Below are 21,320 nucleotides of genomic sequence, written 5' to 3' on the forward strand. Positions count from 1 at the left end.
ATGGCTGAGTATGCATGGTTATTGCCAGCGGTGTTGTGCGGCTTAATTGCTCTGGTTGGCAATGTGGTTCTTGGTCAACAAGTTCTCAATCGACAGATCATCTTTATTGATTTGGCGGTGGCACAAGTTGCCGCTTTGGGAGCTGCGCTCAGCCATTATTGGTTGAACCAATGCGCACTGTTTTCAGGCTCCTTCTTTGGTGAGATGGTCGGTCCTTGGGTGATGTCGTTATTGCTTTGTGGTCTGATCGCTGTAATGGAGAAGCGATACCAACAGCATTTAGAGCCGATGATCGGCAGCCTGTTTGTAGTATCCGCATCGCTGGCGATTTTGCTCGTGAGCAAAGACCCACATGGCGGTGACTTCATTCAAGGCATCCTTAATGGTCAGTTGTTGTGGGCAACGTGGGCGGACGTTTGGCCTTTGGCTTTGATAACCGCGGCGATGCTGCTGTTGGTATGGTTCAAGCCTGAGTTTATGCAGGGCAGTGGCTTCTATCTTATCTTTGCTATCTTGATGCCGATTACGGTCAAGCTCACGGGGATTTACTTAGAATTTGCGTTGTTGGTGATTCCGGCTTTGTGCGCCGCAGCATTGAAAGGGATTCGGTTCTTTATTGCGAGTATCAGCATTGGTATTGTCGGAATACTATCGGGCATTGCTGTTTCGGCTCGTTACGATTTACCAAGCGGGGCGAGTATTGTCATCACCTTGTTTATCGCAGGTATGTTGTTCAATCTTTTGCTGCAACCTTGGTTGCTCAAATCGCAATCTGCTTGCAAAGGTCAAGAGCATATCGCGCAATGATAAAAAGGCTCCGCATTCACGGAGCCTTTTGTTTAGCACTGCTTTTTCTTATTAGTAACGCCTGATCAGTCTTCGTTTATAGACCAATTAGCCACTCTATCTGTTTCTATTTTAGCAAGATTTGAAAATAGGGAGAATTTGAGGCTGAATCGAATCTGTCAAAGTGTTATCCAACGCAGGGAATAATTGATTGATTCCGGTTTCCGATAAGCCCAACCACGCCATCAAACTTGCATGCAATTGATCTGAAGAAATGGTGGGAATAACACGCCCACGAGAAAGCAAATACGGACTATGTTCAGATAAATCCGGGTACTCACCCACAATTGCTTTTCCTGCTACACCACCGCCCATGACTAAGGCGTGACTTGCCCAGCCGTGATCCGTGCCATCGGTGCCGTTTGGAATCAGAGTTCGACCAAACTCAGAGTGAGTAAATGTCGTCACTTGCTCAAACAACCCATTGTTTTGTAATGCTAATTGGAACGCTGCCATTGCTTCTGCCAACTCTTGCAACAAACCAGTTTGACGATTGATTTGTGCTGAGTGAGTATCAAATCCTCCCAACTTACAACTGAAGTACTGAGCAGGATGTTGGAATTGATCTTTATGCAGAATCAGCTTGAACACCGCTTTCAATTGCTTACCGATTCGTGTTTCAGGGAAAACATCGGTGATCTCAGAATTCAGAATCGAACTAAACTGCTCATACATTCTGGTGGAATCTACCGCGACTCCTGCGTAATGCGATTGAAAAATATTGCTGTAACTGCCGGTACTCTGCAGTTGATCGAACAAGTCGCGTGAACGTTGATCATTAAAAATATCGCTTGGAGGTTGAGATCCCACCGAGTTGGATTGTGCTTCAATACAATTTGTCCACACCTGCGTACCGCCAATATCAAACATTGGCGATAGTTCGTTTAGATTGCGCAGCATGGTACCTAGCTCGGTGGATGTCTTTGCACCAAAGCCTTCTTTCGATAGAGACTTGGTCGCATGAGACTGAACCATGGTGGATTGATGCGAGTGGCTGAACAGATGCGCTGGTCGCGTGCTTTCGCCATATATCACGTTGTTTACGCGTTGAGTCAGTGGTCCTAGGTTAATCACAGGTACAAGGTTCGCGCTGTCCCAGTAAGGTTTGAGCGCCGCCATGGCAGGGTTGAGCGCCAGCTTTGCGGTGTCGTTCACGGCATCTAGGTAAATACACGTAGTTTCATCCAAAGCCAAATTGCCACGTAGGGCGCGATATTGAGCGTTGGCATTGGCTGCCGTTGGAATAAGCATGTTGTAGCCATCATTACCGCCTGCAAGGTCAATGCCGACAACGGCGCGATATCCGTTTTGGCATTGATTAAACGAGTCAGCAAAGGCAGGAAATGCCGCTAGGTTCAGCGCAGAAATACCCACACCAGCGGAACTTGCTTGTAAAAATCGACGTCGAGTTAAGTTCATGATGTTTACCCCTGTGTGATGAATTCTGGTGAAAGCAGTGCGTTCATGACGAGATTCTTAATCTCTTTGCGCCATTCCGGTTTGCGTCCCGGACACTGAGCGAGGTAATCGAGATAGCATTGGCGCGCTTGCTCACTCATTTGAAAAGCGAACAAATGCTCGTTGAGGTAATCAACAACCCCTTCATCATCAAACGCAAGGTAACGGGTGAACAAGGTTTCATCCATGTACCAATCTTTGTTTTCCTGTTCGAAGCGAGCAATCAACTCACGGAACTGAATCCCGTATTGGTAAATGTCATGCCATTGATACACATTAAACTCGGGTGCCACCAAACCATTAAAATCAGGATGATTTGGCGCGTCATCAGGTTGATAGTAATAAAACACAGATGGGGCAGATAAAGGCAGCGTTCGACTATACCAATTGAATTGTTTTGGCCACATCATCACACCGTCACGACGCTTCACTTGCAGAGCGCGCATCGCATGAGTAAAGACAGATAGCGGGTCACGCAATTTGCCCACTGAGTTACCAGAACGCAGGGCGTCTTTGTCAGTTAAAATCGCAACTACTAGAGTTTGCATGTCGCCATCAGAGCGTTTAAATGCCCGGCGGACACGGCGAATGTAGCCCGCTCTCGGGTTACTGGTCACAAGCTTATTGATGAAGAACTTGGTTACAAAAGTGTAGAGTGTGTTCTGCTTCATCAAATGCTCAATCACTGCTTCCAGCTCATCCTCTGCACCCACACCGGCGGGGAAGGTTTTACCAAGAATACGTTTTTCGCCCATGTCATGCTCGCCGCGTGGCAACATCGGTTGGCTGTATTTGTCATTACCGCGGATATCAATGAACTTCCAGCCGGTAAACACGCGGGCCAGTTGTTCAATATCTTCTTGGGTGTAAGATGCCATTTCGTTACCTTCGGCATCCAAACGGACTTCACCGTTATTGCGCAGCTTGACAGGACCAAGAGTGAATAACTGCAACAGCTCTCGCGCGTAGTTTTCATCTGGTGCAGTGAGCTCATTAGAAACGTTGTTTACGAAAGTTAGGTATTCGCCCATGATTGGCGATTTCGATACAAAGCGAATGACATCACGGAAGTTCGAAAAAGCGTTATCGAGCAGCCCATCGAAGTAATTACACATGTAGCGACGCTTAGACGCGGCACTAAATGCTGGATCTTTTACGCTCACGACAAACAGTTGAGAAAGGGTATAACCGATGCGTTGACGCAGAATATCGTTGCCTTCCACCGTCATGCGCGTCCAACTGCTGGCGTAATACAAGCCCTGTCCTAAGTCGGGAACATTCAACTCATCTTGTTCAAAGTGAGTAAGCCAAGATGAAGAAGGGATAAGTGTTTGTTGAGCGACCCAGTTTTCAATGCTTCCTGATTGAACGAGGTCATTAATGTCACGTTGGGATGGCCCAAATGTGCACTGTTGCAGCGTTCTTGCTGCATCTATGTAAGCCTGATTCATTTTATCTCCCGTAGGTATTGTTATCTTTGTCAGGTGAGGCGTCTTTCTCGCATCCATGTTTAAAAGCACGCTGTATCTTTAAAATCGTAATCCAGATTTTTGATAACAAGAATGTAATACCCACAGGTTTATTGTGACTTTGCTGCATAATCTAAGAATTAAATGGGTGAGCTTTAAGTGAAAGGCTGCTTATTCAACAAAAAGCGCATTTGTTACGCAGCAACATCGATAGAACAGTGACGGAAACGCATTATTTGGCAAACTATAATCAAGATGTCTTGATTAGTTCACATCCGACTCCCAGACTGTTTCTATAGTTTATGAAAGACCCTGCGTACGAGAAGCGCAGCTGTAACGCGACTAAGCATAAAAACAACAAACGCTAGGGATAACAGCGAATTTGTAATCTCAACATTTAAGGAAGACCAAGATGAAACCGGAAAAAGTAGCAGTAGTCACTGGTGCGGCTCGTGGTATTGGCCAAGCTATTTGTGAGCAATTACTGGAGGATGGATTCCACGTAGTCGGGCTGGATATATCGCCTGTGGAATGGAGCCAGTCAGCGCAGTTAAGCAGTTATCAAGTCAATTTGTGCGATGCCGCAACCGTTAGCGAAGTGGTAGATAGTATCGTAAAACAGCATGGCAGAATTGATGCGCTGGTTAATAACGCCGGCATTACTCGTGATGCATTGCTGCCAGACATGCTAGAGCAAGATTGGGACAGCGTTATCGACGTGAACTTAAAAGCCGTATTCTTACTAACTCAACGTGTTGCCCCTGTTATGCTAGAGCAGGGGGAGGGCTGTATTGTAAGCATTTCTTCTATCGTGGGAACGGATGGCAATATCGGTCAGAGCAACTATGGCGCAAGTAAAGGCGGCGTTATTTCAATGAGCAAAGGCTGGGCGAAAGAGCTATCGAGAAAGGGGGCACAGATCCGCGTCAATTGTGTCGCGCCAGGTTTTATCGCCACCGACATGACCAAAAACCTACCAGAAAAAGTCATTGAAATGATGGAAGGCAAAACCCCATTAGGTCGAATGGGGTCAGTACAAGACATCGCTAATGGTGTGTCCTTCCTCACCTCCGACAAGAGCGCTTACATTACAGGACAAGTGCTCAAGATTGACGGTGGTTTAGTGCTTTAACCAACGAACTAAACCTCAAATAACAAACGCCCTTCATCTGAGTGAAGGGCGTTTTTGCTTGGAGAAGGTACTTGAGTTGTTGGTTCTTTTTTGCCCTTTGTGTATTAGACCTTGTATTCATTCACGCTCTGTTCAGGCGTGGTGCTCTATGAGGAGTTATTCATTTTCTAATACTGTTAGCTGATGACACCGTAATGAATTTGGTGTCACAGTATTATATAGAAATGAAATTATGTACGGACATGAACACTGTCTTTTTCGATTTGCTGACATGCAAATTCAACAAATGAGAAAGTGTGTTCTCCTTGTGCCAAAAAATGCTCGAAGTTGTAGTAGTCAGTCGTAAGGTTTGATAAACGCCAACAATCCAATAAATATTGTTTGATAGCTTTTACTCGATTATTTCTATCTACGATATGGATAGATTCAACATCAGGTAAAATACTATCATATACTTTGTTTTCAAATATTGGCGTGTCGTGTGAGATGGCATCTAGATACACAAATGTAGGTGCCCATTTATAGACATGATATATTCCGGCGGATGTACATCTTAATAATGTTGGTTCATAGTCTTGAATTGATGTGTCTTCTTCTTGGTATGTAAATCTTTTGTTTGTTTCAATAAGTTTTTTGTTAATCATTTTTTCAATGGCTAAATTAATCTGTGATTGATTGAAACCTTGATTCTGAAGCTCTAGAAATACCGATTTAAACGTTGCAAAACCATCTTTGTCTTTTCTCGCTCCTTCGTGTAGATATGCGACAATTAAAGAGCAAATAAAGTGCTCTCGCATATCATTACTCTTAACATCATATATGTTCATTGAAATCGAGCTTTCATCTGAGTAATGATATAATTCACCCAAGAGGATCGATTTCGAAAATTCGTGAAGCTTAATATAATAAGGGTCTTCCTTAGTTTCGGTCTCGGCAATGATCTTCTCGACCTCGACATTTGGACTACCGATGAAGCCTTTAACAATGTCAATAGCTAAGCGTACATTGCCTCCAGTGATGTTTGTTATTAGCTCTGACAGTTCTTTATTTGTGTCTAAAGAGTGCACAAGTGACGTCAAGAATGTTACAAGATTTTCACTTCGAATTAAGAAATTCATGTATTGCTCATTGGAAATCTTACCTTCGGCTACTTGAGTTGCGTACACTAGACGCTTACGTATCACTTGTTCAATTCGAGGAGGTCTAATTGTGAAGATTTTATTTGGATAAGCACTTAATGCTCCGGACTTTTTTGATTCAAAAAAAGTTTTTGGACGCACAGATACAAAAACGATAGCATTCCATTTTTTCGCTAATTCTTGAGATATTAAGAAAGCATCTTGCTGCGTTTTGAAGTCACGTTGGTCTGCGTTGTCAATAACTATAATTATTTGTCGCCTTAATTTTTTGGATGCATAATCTATTGTTTTTCTCAAGTGTTCACTTTCATTTTCAATTTTCTTTAGAAGCATTTCTAGCTTTTTTTCTTCATATTTACTAGGGTTGCTTTCCTTTAAAGAGCCATAAATAGAAGATGAGAATTTTTGTATTTCTTTTGAGTAAACACCATTGATGTAGTCACTAGAATTAATGTCAATTTCGTAATTGTCGTATAGCTGCTCTTTTACTTCTTCTATAACAAAGTCATGAAGGTTGCTTGTTAGCGTTGCAGAAGAACCCAAGTCAATATTTATAAAGATTGAACGACTGAACTCATCATATGCAGTGTTATATCTTAAGTTTTTTATAAACGATGTTTTACCTACACCTACATCCCCAAGCAAAACAATTGGTCTCTTATTTAAAGATTCCGCTATAACATCATGATCGAATGTATTCTTTCCTTTACTTCTAACATCAGATGTTATGATTTGTGATTCATCGCTATCAAAGATGGATGCGTACCTAGCATTCATAATGTTCTTACTAAGCAATGAATCTTTTGATAAAGCACCGCTTTCACAATAACAGTTACTAATGAATTCTTGTTCTAGTTCGTCATTTTCAAATATGTCCTGGATTAATAACTCAGACAATGTTCTTAGAGAGTTATGAAGATCACTTTGTTTTCTGTGCCTTGGGAAAACCGATAAGCTCTGAGATAGCTTCCTAGGTATCTTAACATCACCATTCTTTAGGACACGTTGTAAGTAATAGTCACGGATCCCATCGGGAGACAAAGACTGCCAAGCAAGTTCAAAGTTTTTTCTCAGATGATTAAGTGATGAAAATACGAGACATTTACCATCAAACGGCGAAATACCATCATCTCGAGTAGCTACAAATGCAATGTATTGATTACCATTAGAGACAACAGCAGGCTTAACACCTCTATCTGCACAGTATTTTTGAACTTGTTCTACAGCAGACTTAGCTGATGGGGATGTTTTTAACAGAGATGCTAAGCATTGGATGACTTTTTGATCTGGATTGACGGGAAGTTCAAAAAATACGTCGGTCTTCTTCGCTTCAAGAATTAGCGCTCTTGGATTGCCAAGTTCATAATCTGTATAGTCACCTTTCTCATATCTTTCTAACCCAAACTGCTTATCATCCCAACCTAAACATCTAAGAATATTGTCGATAATATGGAACCGGGTACTTGCCTCATTCATGGATGAACCTGTACCTGATTCTTCAATGAATTCATCCAAAAGTTTAAGCCCTTCAGCTAAAGTTTCTGCTGTCTCTTTGCTCATATAAAACTCTGAATTTATAAATTATATTAAAAACAAAAGAGCAATTTAGTGCATATCTGCTTGCTGAGTATAGGGTTTAAGTTCGAATTTGTGAAAAACTACAAAAAACGTCCTTCATATCTCCATGAAGGGCGTTTTTCTTTTGTTTAAATTACCTAGGTAGATTACCTTTCACGCACGTAAGTGGTTTGTACTAAGGTATCCAAAACAACTTCGCTCTTGGTCACTTTAAAATTGAGAGGCTGTTGCAAATCACCAAACAAAGGTGCACCGCCGCCAAGTAGAATAGGGAAGCGCGTGATCACCATTTCATCGATAAGATCTTCTTTTAAAAAGCTCTGAATCGTCACACCGCCGTCGATGTATAGCTCGTTAAAGCCTTTTGCATTCAGGTCAGTAAGCACATCTTTTAGCTCGCCTTTTACTAAAAAGACTTTGTCTTCGTAGCCCTGTGGGACTTCTGTCATGGTATTGCTGAGTACGAACACGGGTTTACTGTACGGCCAATCACAATCAAAACTCAGCACAACATCTAAGGTATTACGCCCCATGACTAAGCCGTCAATACGTTCCATTAATGGGAAGAAGCCAGTATCAATATTGTCGGGATTTGGTACGGATTGTAGCCAGTCGAGTTTGCCTTGTTTATCTGCGATGTAACCGTCCAGACTGGTTGCAATAAATACGATATTTGCCATGAGTACCTCATCAAAGTAGTGATGCTTGAGCCAAGCTAAAGTATGGGTTAAAATTAATTCTACAATGTAGAATAATGCTGAGTTTATCGAGAAGATCAAATGTCTGTCAACGAAAAGAAACGTGGAAGACCGACCGCAAAGCAGTCACAACTGAGTGCAGAAAGCATTTTGGAGTCGGCTAAGTTATTGATGAAAAAGGAAGGAAAGGTACCAAGTATTCGCCTGCTAGCGACCCAATTGAATGTGGATCCTATGGCGATCTATTACTACTTCAAAAACAAAAATGCTTTGCTTGAAGCGTTAACAACATCGTTGGTGGAAGACATTTATCAACCGCAAGCAAATGAAGATTGGCAAAGCGAACTCAAACACCTGTGCGTTAGTTATATTGATCTGTTGCGTGAGTATAACGGGCTGTTGCAAACCATGTTGAGCATGACATCCCACGGACCGGCTCAAGTGTTTACTGAGCGCTATCAATTGATTGTTCAACCATTGGGTTTATCCCAGCAAGTAGAGAAAGACAGTTTGGATCTGCTGGCGGATTACTTACACGGTTTTGCGCTGTCGATTAGCTGTTGCCATGATGCGAGCTTGATTAAGACTGATATGTTGGATGGACCGTTAAGTCTGATCTGCTCATCATTGTTGGTATCTCGAACCTAGCTCACATTAACGCGCTGTTTGGGTATATACCCTGAAAGAAATTCCCATAACCAAAGGTTCTAACTAAAAGAGATTACAGGACTTTTATTTGGTTAATTAGACCTAATATCTTGGTTATGCCCGAAGCGAAAGGCGAAGGGATACTTTCAATAATGCTTGCTGGCGTGCTAGAGCCGTCAGTTTGAAGATGCATTCAAACACAATAAGGGATAACAATGGCTAACGAATACATTCCACCAAAAGTTTGGACAAACGATAATGAAAATGGCGGTCAGTGGGCGAGCATTAACCGTCCGGATTCTGGCGCGCGTCATGAGCAAGAGCTTCCAGTTGGTGAGCACCCATTTCAGCTTTACTCAATGGGTACGCCAAATGGTCAGAAAGTGACGATCATGTTTGAGGAGCTTTTGGCAGCAGGTGTAACAGCAGCTGAATACGACGCATACCTGATCAAGATCGGCGACGGTGACCAATTTGGTTCAGGCTTTGTGTCAGTAAACCCGAACTCGAAGATTCCGGCTTTGGTTGACCGTTCAGGTGCTGAACCGGTGAATGTTTTTGAGTCTGGCAACATCTTGTTTTACCTAGCAGAGAAGTTTGGTCACTTCCTACCAACAGAAGGCGCGAAGCGCGCTGAGGTAATGAACTGGTTGTTCTGGTTGCAAGGTTCTGCGCCATACCTAGGCGGGGGTTTTGGTCATTTCTACGCGTATGCACCAGAGAAGTTCGAGTACCCAATTAACCGCTTCACTATGGAAGCTAAGCGTCAGCTAGACGTGCTGGATAAGCGCCTTGCGAACAACGAATTCCTAGGTGGTGACGAGTACAGTATTGCCGATATCGCAACATGGCCATGGTACGGCAACCTTGTTCTGGGTCGTGCGTATGATGCGGCAGAGTTCCTAGATGTGGAGAGCTACAAGAATGTTGTGCGTTGGGCGAAAGCGATTGATGAACGCGAAGCAGTACAACGTGGTCGTATTGTTAACCGTTCATGGGGTGAAGAGTGGGAACAGGTACCTGAGCGTCACAGCGCTGCAGACATTGATTCCGCACTAGCGAAAAAGTCTGCGTAATCGCTTCATCGTACTAAACGAAAAAGGAATGCTTGTGCATTCCTTTTTTTGATCCCTAGTGGTGTGTTTTCTCGATTAAGAAGTCGATAAGCACACGAACCCGCTTAGCTTTTTGGGTGTTCTTGTGAAAGTAAACATATAAGCCAGAATAGGGCTGCCAATATTCTTCAAGCACAGGCACCAACTCTCCAGTGCGAAAGCCCTCTTGTACGATAGGCGTCACAATACGACCAATGCCTAACCCGTTGATGGCAGCGTCAACCATGAGATCGGTGTCGTTGACGATCAGCGCGCTTGGCATGTCGATGGTGATGGCTTCCCCTTTGTTGTTCAACTTCAGCGGTGCGATTTGATTAGAAGAGATAAAGCGGTATTGAATCAACTTATGCTTTTTTAAGTCTTCTGGCGTATTGGGTAAGCCGAACTGCGCGACATAGCTTGGTGATGCAAATAACGCTTCTTTCACTGGGTGAGTGAGCTGACGTGCAATCATTCCTTCTTCCACTTTATCGCCAAAGCGGATACCCATATCGAACCCTTCACGAATGATATCGACAGTTTTATCGGAAACAGAAATTTCCAACTGGATATCGGGATAACGTTGGCAAAACTCAATGTAGATAGGTTTGAGCAAAGATTGATAAACAAAGCGTGGCACCGTGATACGAACTTTGCCCGATGGCACTCGGCTCAAATCACTTACACTCTCGACTGCGAGGTTAAGATCAGACATGGTAGTCAGTGTTCGATCGTATAAGCGTTGCCCTGCTTCTGTCAGCTCAATGCGACGAGTGGTGCGGGTAAATAATGGCAAGCCGAGTTGTTCTTCCAGCATTTTTAATGCCTGACTCACCGATGGTGGTGCGATTTCTAACTTACGTGCTGCGGCGGTGATGCTGCCTTCTTGTGCAATAGTATGGAACATCATTAATTGATTGTAGGTGGTGCCGTTCATGTTTCATCCTAGTGTTGCGTTTATTGTTAGTTTCTACCTAATAATAATTTAAGTAAAGAGCATCTAAAACTAAAGGTTACTCCAGCGTATTCTCTCTCCATCGGTTAACGCTTCGAAACAGAGGAATCACGATGAGCAAAGTACTGGTAATTTCAGGTCACCCAAACCTAGATGAGTCATACACCAACACAGTTATCCTAGACGAGCTAAAAGCAGGGCTTAGTGATATTGAAGTTCGTCGTTTAGACACTCTGTATCCGAACTACCAAATTGATGTTGAGGCAGAGCAAACTGCGCTTATGAGTGCTGATGTGGTTGTGTTGCAATTCCCATTTTACTGGTACTCAGCACCGGCGTTGTTGAAAAAGTGGGTAGATGATGTATTCAGTTTTAACTTCGCTTACGGTCCTGAAGGCGACAAGCTAAAAGGCAAAGACTTCATTCTGTCATTTACGATTGGTGGACCTGCAGAGTCTTACGATCCACTTGGTTACAACCACTTTACTATCGAGCAGTTTGTTTACCCATTCCAACAAACGGCTTATTTGGCGGGTATGAACTATCGTAAGCCAGTTTATACCCATCGTATGGTGTACATTCCAAATGTGTATAACAAGTTGGAAGAAGTGCAAGCACGTGCAAAAGATCATGCGAGCCGCTTAGCTGCACAGATTGAAGAAATCACCGCTTCACCAGAGAGCCGTATGCAGACATTTGTTGCTGAGTGGTTCACCAAATTTGATGTTTTAGAAGAAGGGACGGAGTTCTTCACAGACAAGCTAGCGCAAGACGTGAAATGGTCGATGCCAGAAGGTGAATTTTTAGGTCATGATGGCTTTCGTGATTGGTATGCGATTGCCCGTTCGACTTTTAAACCAAACTGTGACCACGACGTTCAGCAGATCGAAGTGAAACCTAATGGTGATCGTTTTCAAGTGGAACTGCGTATTCGATTAACAGCAGACAGTTATGATGATTCGATGATGAAAGGTGAAGCAGTCAACTTAAACGTTAATGAGACATGGCAAGTGTCGATTGATGAGAGTGGACGAGTCATCATTCATGAATACAGCGTTGTTCCAGTGGTGAGTTAACGGCCCTTAGCTAGCAATTCATTGCTTTCGCCCTAAGCCCAGATGCTTAGGGCTTTTTTTATTTGTTTAATATCTAAAAAACGAGCGCCATATTGACGCTCGTTTTCTCTAGATTATGTGCAGCTTAAATTAAGCAACAGATTGTTCCCGCGCGGTGTTCTGATAGGCAGGTAATTCCGATCTCAAGCCTTTGATCAAGCTGACACACATCAGCAATAGAACAAAAGTGAAAGGTAAACCTGTTGCCACCACCCCGGATTGAAGCGCTTGCAAGGCCTCTTTACCACCAATCCACAGCATTACCGCAGCGATAGAGCCTTCGATACATGCCCAGAAAATGCGTTGTGGTACCGGCGCATCAATTTTACCACCAGCAGTGATGCTATCGATAACCAGTGAACCAGAATCTGAAGAAGTGATAAAGAACACTAAAATCAGAACAATAGATAATACCGAGATGACCGAGCTAAACGGCATTGCATCGTAAACGTGGAAAAGGGTTAGTGAGATATCTGTAAGACCATTCGCACCCAGCTCGCCGACTTTGTTGACCACTTGATCAAGTGCGATACCGCCGAATACTGCCATCCAAATCAGTGTTACTGTGGTTGGAATAACGATAACAGCGAATAGGAATTCACGAACCGTACGACCTTTCGAAACTCGAGCGATAAACATACCGACGAATGGTGACCAAGATACCCACCACGCCCAGTAGAAGACCGTCCAACCATGCATCCATTCGGTATCATCTCGACCGTGAGGGTTACTCAGTGCGAAGATGTCTTTTGCGTATGCGACTGTGGTATCCCAGATCGACGTTGTTGCTACATCAAAGCTGATGAATAGCACAAAAGCCAGTAGAGCGAATGCCACCGCCATGTTGATGTTACTCAGTAGCTTAACGCCACCGTCGATGCCTCGAACAACAGAAAGTACGGCAATAAAGGTTACGAATGCGATAACGATCATTTGCATGCCAATGCCGCCATCCAGACCAAATACATGGTTGATGCCGCTCGTTGCTTGCTGTGCACCCAGACCAAGCGAAGTCGCAAGACCAAACAGGGTTGAAAGTACCGCAAGAATATCAATGACGTGACCTAACCAGCCCCAAGCTCTATCACCAAATAGCGGGTAGAACGCAGAGCGTAATGAAAGTGGTAAGCCTTTGTTGAAGGCGAAGAAAGCTAGCGAAAGTGCCACGATGGCGTAAATTGCCCAACCGTGAATACCCCAGTGGAACATGGTTGCACCCATAGCCAGGGATTTCGCTTCCTCTGTGTAAGGCTCAACATTCAGGGGCGTGCCATACCAGTCAGTGAAATAAGCCGTTGGCTCAGAGACACTCCAAAACAAAAGACCGATACCCATACCTGCGGCAAAGAGCATTGATAACCAAGAAACGGTTGAGTGTTCTGCTTGTGCATCTTTACCACCAATGCGGATTTTACCTAGTGGTGACAGTAAGACTGCGATAGCAAATACGATGAAGAAGTTTGTTGACCACATGAAGAACACATCGAAGTCAGAAATGATGCTGTTCTTTACGCCATTTAAGGCATCACGGGCTGTTGAAGGATCAACGATTAATAGAGAAGCAAGACAGAGAAGAACAAGACCAGCACTAATCCCAAATACTGGATTGTGGATATCAAATCCCCATTTTTGAACGTTATCTTGACCAACCTGATAGTCGGTAGTGTCGATACTATATTTTTTTAGTGCATTATCCATAAATACAACATGTACGCTTTATTAAATGTGCCCTTCTTGAGCAAGAAAAACACTAAAACCGCCCTCCAATTGTTTTGAGTTCAAATTAAAAAGTGCGACGCAATCATAATGTTTTGTGTAAAACAATGCAAATTGATGGTTTATTTAAAGGCGTTAACTACGTTTTAATGTGATTTTTGGTTGAAAATGCAATGAGGTGTAATGTTTTGATGTGTAAATATTTGCTTTTTGTTGTAGAGGAAGGTTTGTTCAAAAGGGAGGGGCAAAGCACGTGAGTGGTAACAAATTCGCGTGATTCTCGATAGACACGTTTGGCTAACTTATAAGCACAAACTCCAACCGACTTCGCATTCTTTTCGACAAATATCGAGTAAACGTAACCAATCGTAACAGAGCTGCTGTAACTGAACAGCGTTTCCATATACTCGACTTAATTTGTAAGCCACAGAATGCTGCTATGAGAAAAAACACTTTAATCAATGCTACGTTAGCGACCACCTTGACCGCTGTTTCTGCGTTTAGTTTTGCTGCTCCTACCGTTGTTCCTAATGCCCCAGAGTTAAGCTCTCGAGGCTATGTTTTAATGGATTACCACACTGGCACTGTGCTGGTGGAACGTGATGCCGACAAACGCCTAAACCCGGCGAGTTTGACTAAGCTGATGACCGCTTATGTCGCGGGGCAAGAGGTGAAGTCAGGCAACATTAGCCTAGACGATGAAGTGGTGATCAGCCGCAATGCGTGGGCGAAGAACTTCCCTGATTCTTCAAAAATGTTTATCGAAGTTGGTACCTCGGTTTCGCTTTCCGATCTTTACCGCGGTTTGATTGTGCAATCAGGTAACGACGCCAGTGTCGCGATTGCTGAGCACGTCGCCGGAAGTGAAGCAGGCTTTGTTGGTTTGATGAATAGCTGGGCGAACCAGCTTGGTTTATCGAACTCTGCCTTTACCAACCCACATGGTCTAGACAGTGACGGTTTGTACTCGACCCCGCGTGACATCGCAACGCTAGGTCGTGCCATCATCCGTGATCTTCCTGATATCTACCCGCTGTACAGTGAAACGTCGTTTACCTACAACGGCATTACTCAATACAACCGTAATGGTTTGCTGCGTGACCGTAGTATGAGCGTTGACGGTATGAAGACGGGTTACACCAGCGGTGCCGGTTACAGCCTTGCAACGTCTGCTACCAATGGCGACATGCGCTTAGTCGCGGTTGTTATGGGAGCAAAAAGCCCAAGTGTACGTGAATCAGAGAGCAAACAGCTTCTGAGTTACGGTTTCCGTTTCTTCGATACTGTTGTGCCAACGCAAGCTGGTAAAGAAGTCGCAACAGCACGTGTTTGGATGGGTAACCAAGACGAACTTAAAGTTGGCGTTGAACGCGATATTTACCTAACGCTACCGAAAGGTGACGTGAACAAGTTGGAAGCAGAAGTGGAATACAACGGCGACCTAATGGCTCCGATTCAACAAGATCAAATTGTTGGCAAAGTCCTATATAAAGTGGATGGTGATGTAGTGAAAGAAGCGGATCTCGTCGCACTTGAGCCAGTAGAAGAAGGCGGTATCTTTAAGCGCCTAGTGGATTGGTTCAAGCGTTTGGTTGCAAGCTGGTTCTAACCTTCTTTTTTCTCTGATTTTATTTGAAGCCGCATCTTAGTTTTAAGTTGCGGCTTTTTGTTTATTTAAAGCTCAGTTTTTTCTCCCAATGGTTTCCCACAACGCCAATACAAGGATGACAGGAAATCTTGCCATTAGAGCAACATTTATATGACCGTGACATTTATATAAAAATCGATTCTTATGCGCACTTGGGAATGTATCGGATTGATGTTATTGTTCGCTTATAAATCAGATGCTTCTAAAAAGAAAATTCTTAATACAATCGAGATGGAACGTAATACTTCGTGAGAAAAAGCTATGTTGTCACTTTGCTAGCGGCACTGCTTTGGGTAGTGGTCGCTTTTGCTTTACACGATTACTGGCGTAAGGATTCGCCAAGTGAAAATATTCAACAAATCATCAGCCAAGATCCTCAGGTTTTGCTTGCTAAATCAGCTCAAGGTGAGGCATTGCTGGATGTCAGTGCATTGGCGTACAGTGATCCGGAACGCGCACAACAAGCACTGGCTGCAATCGGCAACACCTTTTCGACTGAGCTTGAAAAATCCTACGCCTTGTATCAGCAATATCGTGTTGCTCGTGCGAACGATGAGCCACAACTGGCGGCAGAGTATCGTGGGCAGCTCCAGACCATCGCTCGTGAAACTGAACAACCTTGGCTTGATGCAGTACTTTTGGCAGACAGTGCCATGCAGCACACCTTGCACGGGCGTAATGATGTTGGTTTGACTGAAATAAAACTTGCCATTGATATCGCCAAAAAAGAACAAATTAACTCTCTATTGCCACGGTTCTACAATATCGCGGGGGCGCTAAATAATGCGACCAATCAATTAGTCGATGCCCAGCGCTATTTCCTTGATGCAATAGATATCGCCAATAAAGTGGGGCAAGAGGCCTACAAAGGGACAATCTATAACAACCTAGGGCTGCTTTATCTGCATATTGAAAGCTGGGATAGGGCGTTAGAGTTCATCCAAAAAGCGCAGCAGATTTATCTAAAGCGTCACGCTCAAGGGCATAAAGCGCGAGGGCTACAGATTCTGTATCTCAACGAAGCGCATGTTTATAACCGACAGGGTAACGTTGAGCTCGCTCGTGCTGCTTATGAGAAATCTCAAGAGTTCTACAAGGCAACCTCAACGAACCTTCGCCATCATCTAATTCAGCTGAAAGGCAAAGCTGACATGCTGTTGCTGGAAAAGCAGTTTACTAAGGCGCTTGAAACTACACAGCAGTGCGTTATGTTGCCTTCTGCTGCTGACTTTCCAATTGAATATGGACAGTGTTATTTGATTATGTCGAAGTCTCAATTGGCGCTCGGAGACTTAGATAAGGCGATGCAAAGTGCGGCATTGAGTGCGGCTGCGTTTCGTTCGATAGAGCATCAACGTTGGCTGATTCGAGTTGAAGAACAGAAGGCAAAGATATTCGAACAACTTGGCGAGTATGAGAACGCTTTGAATTCCTTTAAGCATTTTTCTGCTAACAGTAAGAAGCAGTTACTCGGCAAAGTGTATGATTTAGAACAGGCGTTTGCGACAGAGCACATCCAGCGTGAAAGAGACGTATTGGAAGTAGAAAAACGTTTGGCGGAATCGGAGCTGGATCAAGAGAAGCTGCGCTTTCAGATTGCGATTATCTGGATAGCGGTTTGTGCTGTCGTACTGGCGCTTACGGTGTCTAAAGTCTTAGCGACGCAGCGAAAAAACCAAGAGCTTCATCAGCTTTCTTTGCTTGACCCACTGACTCAATTGCATAACCGACGCTTTTACTATGATCAGATTGATCACCCTGCACAGTTAGATGCAAAAACAGAGTATCGCGTTGTGTTGTTTGATATTGATAACTTCAAAGACGTTAACGATATTCACGGACATGAGGCAGGCGACCGCGTTTTGGAAGGTTTTGCAGAACGATTGAGGCTTCATGTTCATGCCCAAGAGTTGTTGATTCGTTGGGGCGGTGAAGAGTTCTTGATGCTATTAAGAGCAACCGATGACCTAGCGAAACGTCTTGAAGAAATTCGTCAGCACATTGATGACGCGTTGTTCGAAACCGAAGAGGGAAGTTTGCACATCACTACCTCAGTTGGGGTAAGTCATGGTGGGCAGATTGATACCTTCACGTACAACGACGAATATTTCCGCCGCGCAGATAAAAGCCTCTATGAAGCGAAGCAAAACGGTAAGAATCAGGTGGTATTTCCTGACGGACGATAAAGAAGATTGGCAACATTGCTTGTAAACGAATCGGCAGATTGAAGCGTTCAATCTGCCGTTTTTGTTTTGTGCTTCATTTTTCTGTCGTTGCGGTCGCCTACTCAGCGTAGAGCACTCTTAAAGAGAACCATTCAGAACAAAAACGGAGTTACGCGTGCGCAAGATTCTATCTTTGACCTTGGCTATGTCACTTACTGGCTGTGTTATGCCTCAGCATCAACCTGTAGAAACGGGGCAATGTGTGGGGGTAATGTCATCACAAGATGCTTACGGCTACCTCAACCCAAACCATTACACCATGCAAGTGTTGGCATTGAAGAAAGAAAAAGATGTCAAAGAGTACATTCGTTACATTGACCCGAAACATCCGGTATGGGTGAACTGGAAAAACAGCCGCGGCACTCGTTGGTACACAGTGACGGTGGGTGACTTCAAGACCAAGCAAGATGCCTACAGTGCACTCTCTTCTTTACCAAGTCGAGTTAAGCAATCTTCTCCTTTCGTCATGACGTTTGCTGAAATGCAACGCAAGCAAGAAACCAGTGTAGTACGTATGCGCTAGTGCTGTTCTTGTCATTCCAATAAACACTTTGTTGTTACACATCGAGCCTTTGCAATCGGTTGGAAAGGCTCAATTGAACCATCAGTCACCGATCTTCTCCAATGTACACGCAAGATCACGCTTCTAACGCGCTTTTGACTTTACTTGTTATCGGGTATTTTTTAGTCTTCGCATCCCACTTTTTCTGTTGGAGTCACCATGAAGCAAGAAATGTACACCACCTACGCAAAGCAATACGATGTGGCAGCACAAGATAACCTGTACAACGCGCACTTTGAGCGTCCAAATACCTTTGAACTTATCGGTGATGTTACAGGTAAAAGGGTGCTGGATTTAGGCTGCGGTTCGGGTATTTACGCACAGCTTCTATTGGCGCGAGGCGCAAGCTCTGTGACTTGTATTGATGCTGCGCAAGAGATGATTGATATCGTTAAGGGTAAGTTGGGTGATTCAGTTACAGCTTATGCGCAAAACTTGGCGTTAGGCTTACCAGAAGAGCGAGATGCGCAATATGATCTTGTTATTTGTCCGCTCATGGTTCATTACATCGAAGATCTTCGCCCTTTGTTTAATGATATCCAACGTGTGTTAACAGCAGGTGGTCAGTTCGTATTTTCGACTCATCATCCATTTGCGGATTTTGAGTGTTCTGCTTCAGGCAATTATTACGACAAAGAGCTTGTAGAAGATATGTGGAACACCGTTGGTGAGCCAGTTCCTGTGGCATTCTATCGTCGCTCTTTGCAAGACATTACCGATGCGATCAGTGGGGCTGGCATGGCGATGTTGGCGATCTCAGAAGGTAAGGTGAATGAGAAGATTCGTGAAATCTCAGAAGAACATTACCAACGCTTGGCGACATTCCCGAACTTCATCTTCATTAAATGTGTGGCGCTGAGCTAGTAAAATCAGTGAGTTCAGATAGAAAAAACGGAAGCGCAGAGGCTTCCGTTTTGTGATCTTAGCGCTGAGCTTAAAGTGCTGCGAGAATAGTTTCCGCTTTGCTTGCTTCAAATGTTTTTGGCTCTTCAACGTTTAATGCGGTGACCACACCATTGTCGATGATCATCGCGTAACGCTGTGAACGAACGCCACCAAAACCGCCGGTGTCCATTTCTAGGCCCAGTGTTTTGGTAAAGCTTGCGTCGCCATCGCCTAGCATTAATAACTCAGACGCGTTTTGCGCTTCACCCCAAGCTTGCATCACGAATGCATCGTTAACAGAAACACAAGCAATCAGGTCCACACCTTTCGCTTTAAGTTGGTCAGCCAATACGACATAACCTGGCAAGTGCGCTTCTGAACACGTTGGCGTAAATGCTCCAGGAACCGCAAACAGAACCACTTTCTTATCCGCAAACAGTTCTGTCACTTGGTGGTTAACCATACCATCGGCAGTCAGTTCGCTTAGCGTTGCCGCTGGCAGTGCTTGACCTTGTTGAATCATGATTTTCTTCCTTTTGGGTAGCTTTATTTAGCCCACTCAGTCTAGCGCTAAAACCACGGGCTAACCACGGAAGAAATGTAAGGTCTTAATTGGCATCATAAAAACAAACCGCCTCAGTGGACGGTTTGTTTATTTTTTACATTGCGTTTAGATAAGACTTGTAAGAATGAAGTCGGACGGTTGCTGCGCCGATAACGTCAATGAAACCGAACAAACTGTGTGGCTTATTCGCTGCAATCCATGCTGAACCAGTGGCTCCGATCGGGATGGTTTTGCCTTCCGGTTCGAAGATCTCCAGAATCACAGTACGACCATGGCTACTGGTATTTGCGCCGACATGCTGACGGACGCTTTGTGGTCCTTGCAATGGTGAGACAGAGGATTCCCCAGTGCCTGCCGTAATGCTGTGTACGCGAGCGCGGAATACTTCGCCTGGGTAAGCATCGACGTAAAATTCGGCAAACTGTCCTTTTTCAACATAGCGGTAGGTTTGGTCTGGAATACGCATTTCTAAGAACTTACGTGACGTATCGTAGATGTGCATATTGCCGACACGGCTCCCATCCGCGACATTCACTACCGCAACTTGCCCATCATAAGGCGCTCGAACTGTCTTACGCTCTTGCTCAAATTGGGTCTTTTGTAGGTCGGCATGCAGGGATTTTAACGAGGCTTCTGCAACGCGCAGTTGAGACTCGTAGTATTCGATGTCTCGACCTTTAAAGATCTCTGGTGATGTTTTGCCGCGAATGATGTCGCGCTTCAACTGCGCCACATTTTCTTCTTGCTGAACAATCCCTGCTTTAATTTTTTCTACGTCTGCCAAAGAGGTGGTATCGACAAGGGTATAAATCACATCGCCTTTCTTCACTTCTTGGTTGTGGTCGACATAGATGTGGTCAATCTGTTCTCTAAATAGGGGAGAAAGAACCGAATGAGGTGCTTTTACGGTGGATGAGTAGGTCAAATCAACCGGAGCCCAAAGGCGTGAGAGTATCCCTAATACTACCAGAATAAATGCACCACCAGAGACAATCCAAAATGCGCTTTTGAACGTCCATTTTATCGCGCCTGTCGAAACCAAAATCCACATGATCAGAATGTACGGAATCATTACCTCTTTCATGGATTATTCCCCTGCTGTTTTGGTCGTTGTTTGTGGCTGTGAAGCCAATCGACTATTGCGAATGATGTTGCTCAGTGAGCTGCCGATGTGTTCCCAGTTGGCGAACGCAATGATTAACGCCAGCACCCACCACGCTTTATGGATGAACAAACCGCATAGAGAAAGCGCAAATACCAATTGGATATGAGAACTTTTCTTCTTTTGAGCTCGATGTACCGCAACTTCGTGGATCTGCCATAGCAAATAGATGACAAAAAGAGCAAGCGCTATGGTGACGGAAAATAGATAACCGCTGAAGTACTCGGAGTTGAAGATCACCATCATGGTGTCGTTAGGGGTATTGGTAAACAAGCTCATATCAATATCTTTCGAATTGATCGTACCCATAGGCGCAAGCAAGTAAGCTCCACCGAGCATTAGAGCCATGAAAAGTGAGAACTTTAATAGCACCATAAAAATCGCAAAAATGACACGACCTATGGCTTTTATGACGTTCATAGTTA

The 21,320-nt window shown here is 44.2% G+C and carries 18 protein-coding genes; 9 read left to right on the top strand and 9 right to left on the bottom strand.

The window, feature by feature from the left end; all coding sequences use genetic code 11:
- Positions 1 to 807, top strand: coding sequence for a metal ABC transporter permease (locus VHA02S_RS07990; protein WP_038897816.1), 807 nt, complete (start codon positions 1 to 3; stop codon positions 805 to 807).
- A 111-nt stretch (positions 808 to 918) separates the two neighbouring features.
- On the opposite strand, the gene VHA02S_RS07995 is transcribed toward VHA02S_RS07990, so the two are convergent.
- Complete coding sequence (locus VHA02S_RS07995; protein WP_038897817.1) at positions 919 to 2,265, bottom strand: DUF1501 domain-containing protein; 1,347 nt, start codon at positions 2,263 to 2,265, stop codon at positions 919 to 921.
- A gap of 5 nt (positions 2,266 to 2,270) precedes the next feature.
- Positions 2,271 to 3,755: a DUF1800 family protein gene (locus VHA02S_RS08000; RefSeq protein ID WP_038897818.1), complete on the bottom strand. Its 1,485-nt coding sequence runs from the start codon at positions 3,753 to 3,755 to the stop codon at positions 2,271 to 2,273.
- Between the two features lie 430 nt (positions 3,756 to 4,185).
- On the opposite strand from VHA02S_RS08000, the gene VHA02S_RS08005 reads away from it, so the two are divergent.
- Entirely contained in the window at positions 4,186 to 4,905 is a 720-nt protein-coding gene (locus VHA02S_RS08005; protein WP_038897819.1) for a beta-ketoacyl-ACP reductase, read from the top strand.
- Between the two features lie 230 nt (positions 4,906 to 5,135).
- On the opposite strand, the gene VHA02S_RS08010 is transcribed toward VHA02S_RS08005, so the two are convergent.
- The gene (locus VHA02S_RS08010) at positions 5,136 to 7,604 is read right to left on the bottom strand and encodes a P-loop NTPase fold protein (RefSeq protein ID WP_038897820.1); all 2,469 of its coding nucleotides are present in this window, start codon (positions 7,602 to 7,604) and stop codon (positions 5,136 to 5,138) included.
- A gap of 164 nt (positions 7,605 to 7,768) precedes the next feature.
- A complete protein-coding gene (locus VHA02S_RS08015; protein WP_038897821.1) occupies positions 7,769 to 8,302 on the bottom strand; it encodes a dihydrofolate reductase family protein in 534 nt (177 codons plus the stop codon).
- 99 nt (positions 8,303 to 8,401) lie between these two features.
- Here VHA02S_RS08015 and VHA02S_RS08020 point away from each other — a divergent pair, with 99 nt between their 5' ends.
- Both VHA02S_RS08020 and yghU read left to right on the top strand, forming a co-directional pair.
- On the top strand, positions 8,402 to 8,968 hold the full coding sequence (locus VHA02S_RS08020) for a TetR/AcrR family transcriptional regulator (protein ID WP_038897822.1): 567 nt from the start codon (positions 8,402 to 8,404) through the stop codon (positions 8,966 to 8,968).
- Positions 8,969 to 9,183: 215 nt separating this feature from the next.
- Entirely contained in the window at positions 9,184 to 10,044 is an 861-nt protein-coding gene (yghU, locus tag VHA02S_RS08025) for a glutathione-dependent disulfide-bond oxidoreductase (RefSeq protein WP_038897823.1), read from the top strand.
- A gap of 55 nt (positions 10,045 to 10,099) precedes the next feature.
- Here yghU and VHA02S_RS08030 read toward each other — a convergent pair whose 3' ends face one another.
- Positions 10,100 to 10,999: a LysR family transcriptional regulator gene (locus VHA02S_RS08030; RefSeq protein ID WP_038897824.1), complete on the bottom strand. Its 900-nt coding sequence runs from the start codon at positions 10,997 to 10,999 to the stop codon at positions 10,100 to 10,102.
- A 131-nt stretch (positions 11,000 to 11,130) separates the two neighbouring features.
- Between VHA02S_RS08030 and VHA02S_RS08035 the strand changes: the two genes are divergently transcribed.
- On the top strand, positions 11,131 to 12,093 hold the full coding sequence (locus VHA02S_RS08035) for an NAD(P)H-dependent oxidoreductase (RefSeq protein WP_038897825.1): 963 nt from the start codon (positions 11,131 to 11,133) through the stop codon (positions 12,091 to 12,093).
- Between the two features lie 129 nt (positions 12,094 to 12,222).
- Here VHA02S_RS08035 and VHA02S_RS08040 read toward each other — a convergent pair whose 3' ends face one another.
- Entirely contained in the window at positions 12,223 to 13,830 is a 1,608-nt protein-coding gene (locus VHA02S_RS08040; RefSeq protein ID WP_005452704.1) for a BCCT family transporter, read from the bottom strand.
- 457 nt (positions 13,831 to 14,287) lie between these two features.
- Between VHA02S_RS08040 and VHA02S_RS08045 the strand changes: the two genes are divergently transcribed.
- From VHA02S_RS08045 to VHA02S_RS08060, 4 genes are all read left to right on the top strand, one after another.
- A complete protein-coding gene (locus VHA02S_RS08045) occupies positions 14,288 to 15,457 on the top strand; it encodes a D-alanyl-D-alanine carboxypeptidase family protein (RefSeq protein ID WP_017818550.1) in 1,170 nt (389 codons plus the stop codon).
- 287 nt (positions 15,458 to 15,744) lie between these two features.
- A complete protein-coding gene (locus tag VHA02S_RS08050) occupies positions 15,745 to 17,682 on the top strand; it encodes a tetratricopeptide repeat-containing diguanylate cyclase (RefSeq protein WP_038897827.1) in 1,938 nt (645 codons plus the stop codon).
- Between the two features lie 154 nt (positions 17,683 to 17,836).
- Positions 17,837 to 18,244 carry an SPOR domain-containing protein gene (locus VHA02S_RS08055; protein ID WP_005452696.1) on the top strand — a complete coding sequence of 136 codons (408 nt, stop codon included), beginning with the start codon at positions 17,837 to 17,839 and terminating at the stop codon, positions 18,242 to 18,244.
- A gap of 198 nt (positions 18,245 to 18,442) precedes the next feature.
- Positions 18,443 to 19,147, top strand: coding sequence for a class I SAM-dependent DNA methyltransferase (locus tag VHA02S_RS08060; protein ID WP_005452694.1), 705 nt, complete (start codon positions 18,443 to 18,445; stop codon positions 19,145 to 19,147).
- Between the two features lie 70 nt (positions 19,148 to 19,217).
- Here VHA02S_RS08060 and VHA02S_RS08065 read toward each other — a convergent pair whose 3' ends face one another.
- From VHA02S_RS08065 to VHA02S_RS08075, 3 genes are all read right to left on the bottom strand, one after another.
- The gene (locus VHA02S_RS08065; protein WP_005452691.1) at positions 19,218 to 19,691 is read right to left on the bottom strand and encodes a peroxiredoxin; all 474 of its coding nucleotides are present in this window, start codon (positions 19,689 to 19,691) and stop codon (positions 19,218 to 19,220) included.
- A 136-nt stretch (positions 19,692 to 19,827) separates the two neighbouring features.
- Entirely contained in the window at positions 19,828 to 20,817 is a 990-nt protein-coding gene (locus VHA02S_RS08070; RefSeq protein ID WP_038897828.1) for an efflux RND transporter periplasmic adaptor subunit, read from the bottom strand.
- A 3-nt stretch (positions 20,818 to 20,820) separates the two neighbouring features.
- Positions 20,821 to 21,315, bottom strand: a complete 495-nt coding sequence (locus VHA02S_RS08075; RefSeq protein WP_038897829.1) for a hypothetical protein — start codon at positions 21,313 to 21,315, stop codon at positions 20,821 to 20,823.
- Positions 21,316 to 21,320 lie beyond the last annotated feature (5 nt).

This window comes from Vibrio harveyi NBRC 15634 = ATCC 14126 = KCTC 12724, assembly GCF_001591145.1.
In the GTDB taxonomy this organism is placed as follows: Bacteria; Pseudomonadota; Gammaproteobacteria; order Enterobacterales; family Vibrionaceae; genus Vibrio; species Vibrio harveyi.

Coding starts and splice junctions, on each gene's coding strand:
- VHA02S_RS07990 (WP_038897816.1), top strand. CDS start 1: ATGGCTGAGTATGCATGGTTATTGCCAGCGGTGTTGTGCGGCTTAATT.
- VHA02S_RS07995 (WP_038897817.1), bottom strand. CDS start 2,265: ATGAACTTAACTCGACGTCGATTTTTACAAGCAAGTTCCGCTGGTGTG.
- VHA02S_RS08000 (WP_038897818.1), bottom strand. CDS start 3,755: ATGAATCAGGCTTACATAGATGCAGCAAGAACGCTGCAACAGTGCACA.
- VHA02S_RS08005 (WP_038897819.1), top strand. CDS start 4,186: ATGAAACCGGAAAAAGTAGCAGTAGTCACTGGTGCGGCTCGTGGTATT.
- VHA02S_RS08010 (WP_038897820.1), bottom strand. CDS start 7,604: ATGAGCAAAGAGACAGCAGAAACTTTAGCTGAAGGGCTTAAACTTTTG.
- VHA02S_RS08015 (WP_038897821.1), bottom strand. CDS start 8,302: ATGGCAAATATCGTATTTATTGCAACCAGTCTGGACGGTTACATCGCA.
- VHA02S_RS08020 (WP_038897822.1), top strand. CDS start 8,402: ATGTCTGTCAACGAAAAGAAACGTGGAAGACCGACCGCAAAGCAGTCA.
- yghU (WP_038897823.1), top strand. CDS start 9,184: ATGGCTAACGAATACATTCCACCAAAAGTTTGGACAAACGATAATGAA.
- VHA02S_RS08030 (WP_038897824.1), bottom strand. CDS start 10,999: ATGAACGGCACCACCTACAATCAATTAATGATGTTCCATACTATTGCA.
- VHA02S_RS08035 (WP_038897825.1), top strand. CDS start 11,131: ATGAGCAAAGTACTGGTAATTTCAGGTCACCCAAACCTAGATGAGTCA.
- VHA02S_RS08040 (WP_005452704.1), bottom strand. CDS start 13,830: ATGGATAATGCACTAAAAAAATATAGTATCGACACTACCGACTATCAG.
- VHA02S_RS08045 (WP_017818550.1), top strand. CDS start 14,288: ATGAGAAAAAACACTTTAATCAATGCTACGTTAGCGACCACCTTGACC.
- VHA02S_RS08060 (WP_005452694.1), top strand. CDS start 18,443: ATGAAGCAAGAAATGTACACCACCTACGCAAAGCAATACGATGTGGCA.
- VHA02S_RS08065 (WP_005452691.1), bottom strand. CDS start 19,691: ATGATTCAACAAGGTCAAGCACTGCCAGCGGCAACGCTAAGCGAACTG.
- VHA02S_RS08070 (WP_038897828.1), bottom strand. CDS start 20,817: ATGAAAGAGGTAATGATTCCGTACATTCTGATCATGTGGATTTTGGTT.
- VHA02S_RS08075 (WP_038897829.1), bottom strand. CDS start 21,315: ATGAACGTCATAAAAGCCATAGGTCGTGTCATTTTTGCGATTTTTATG.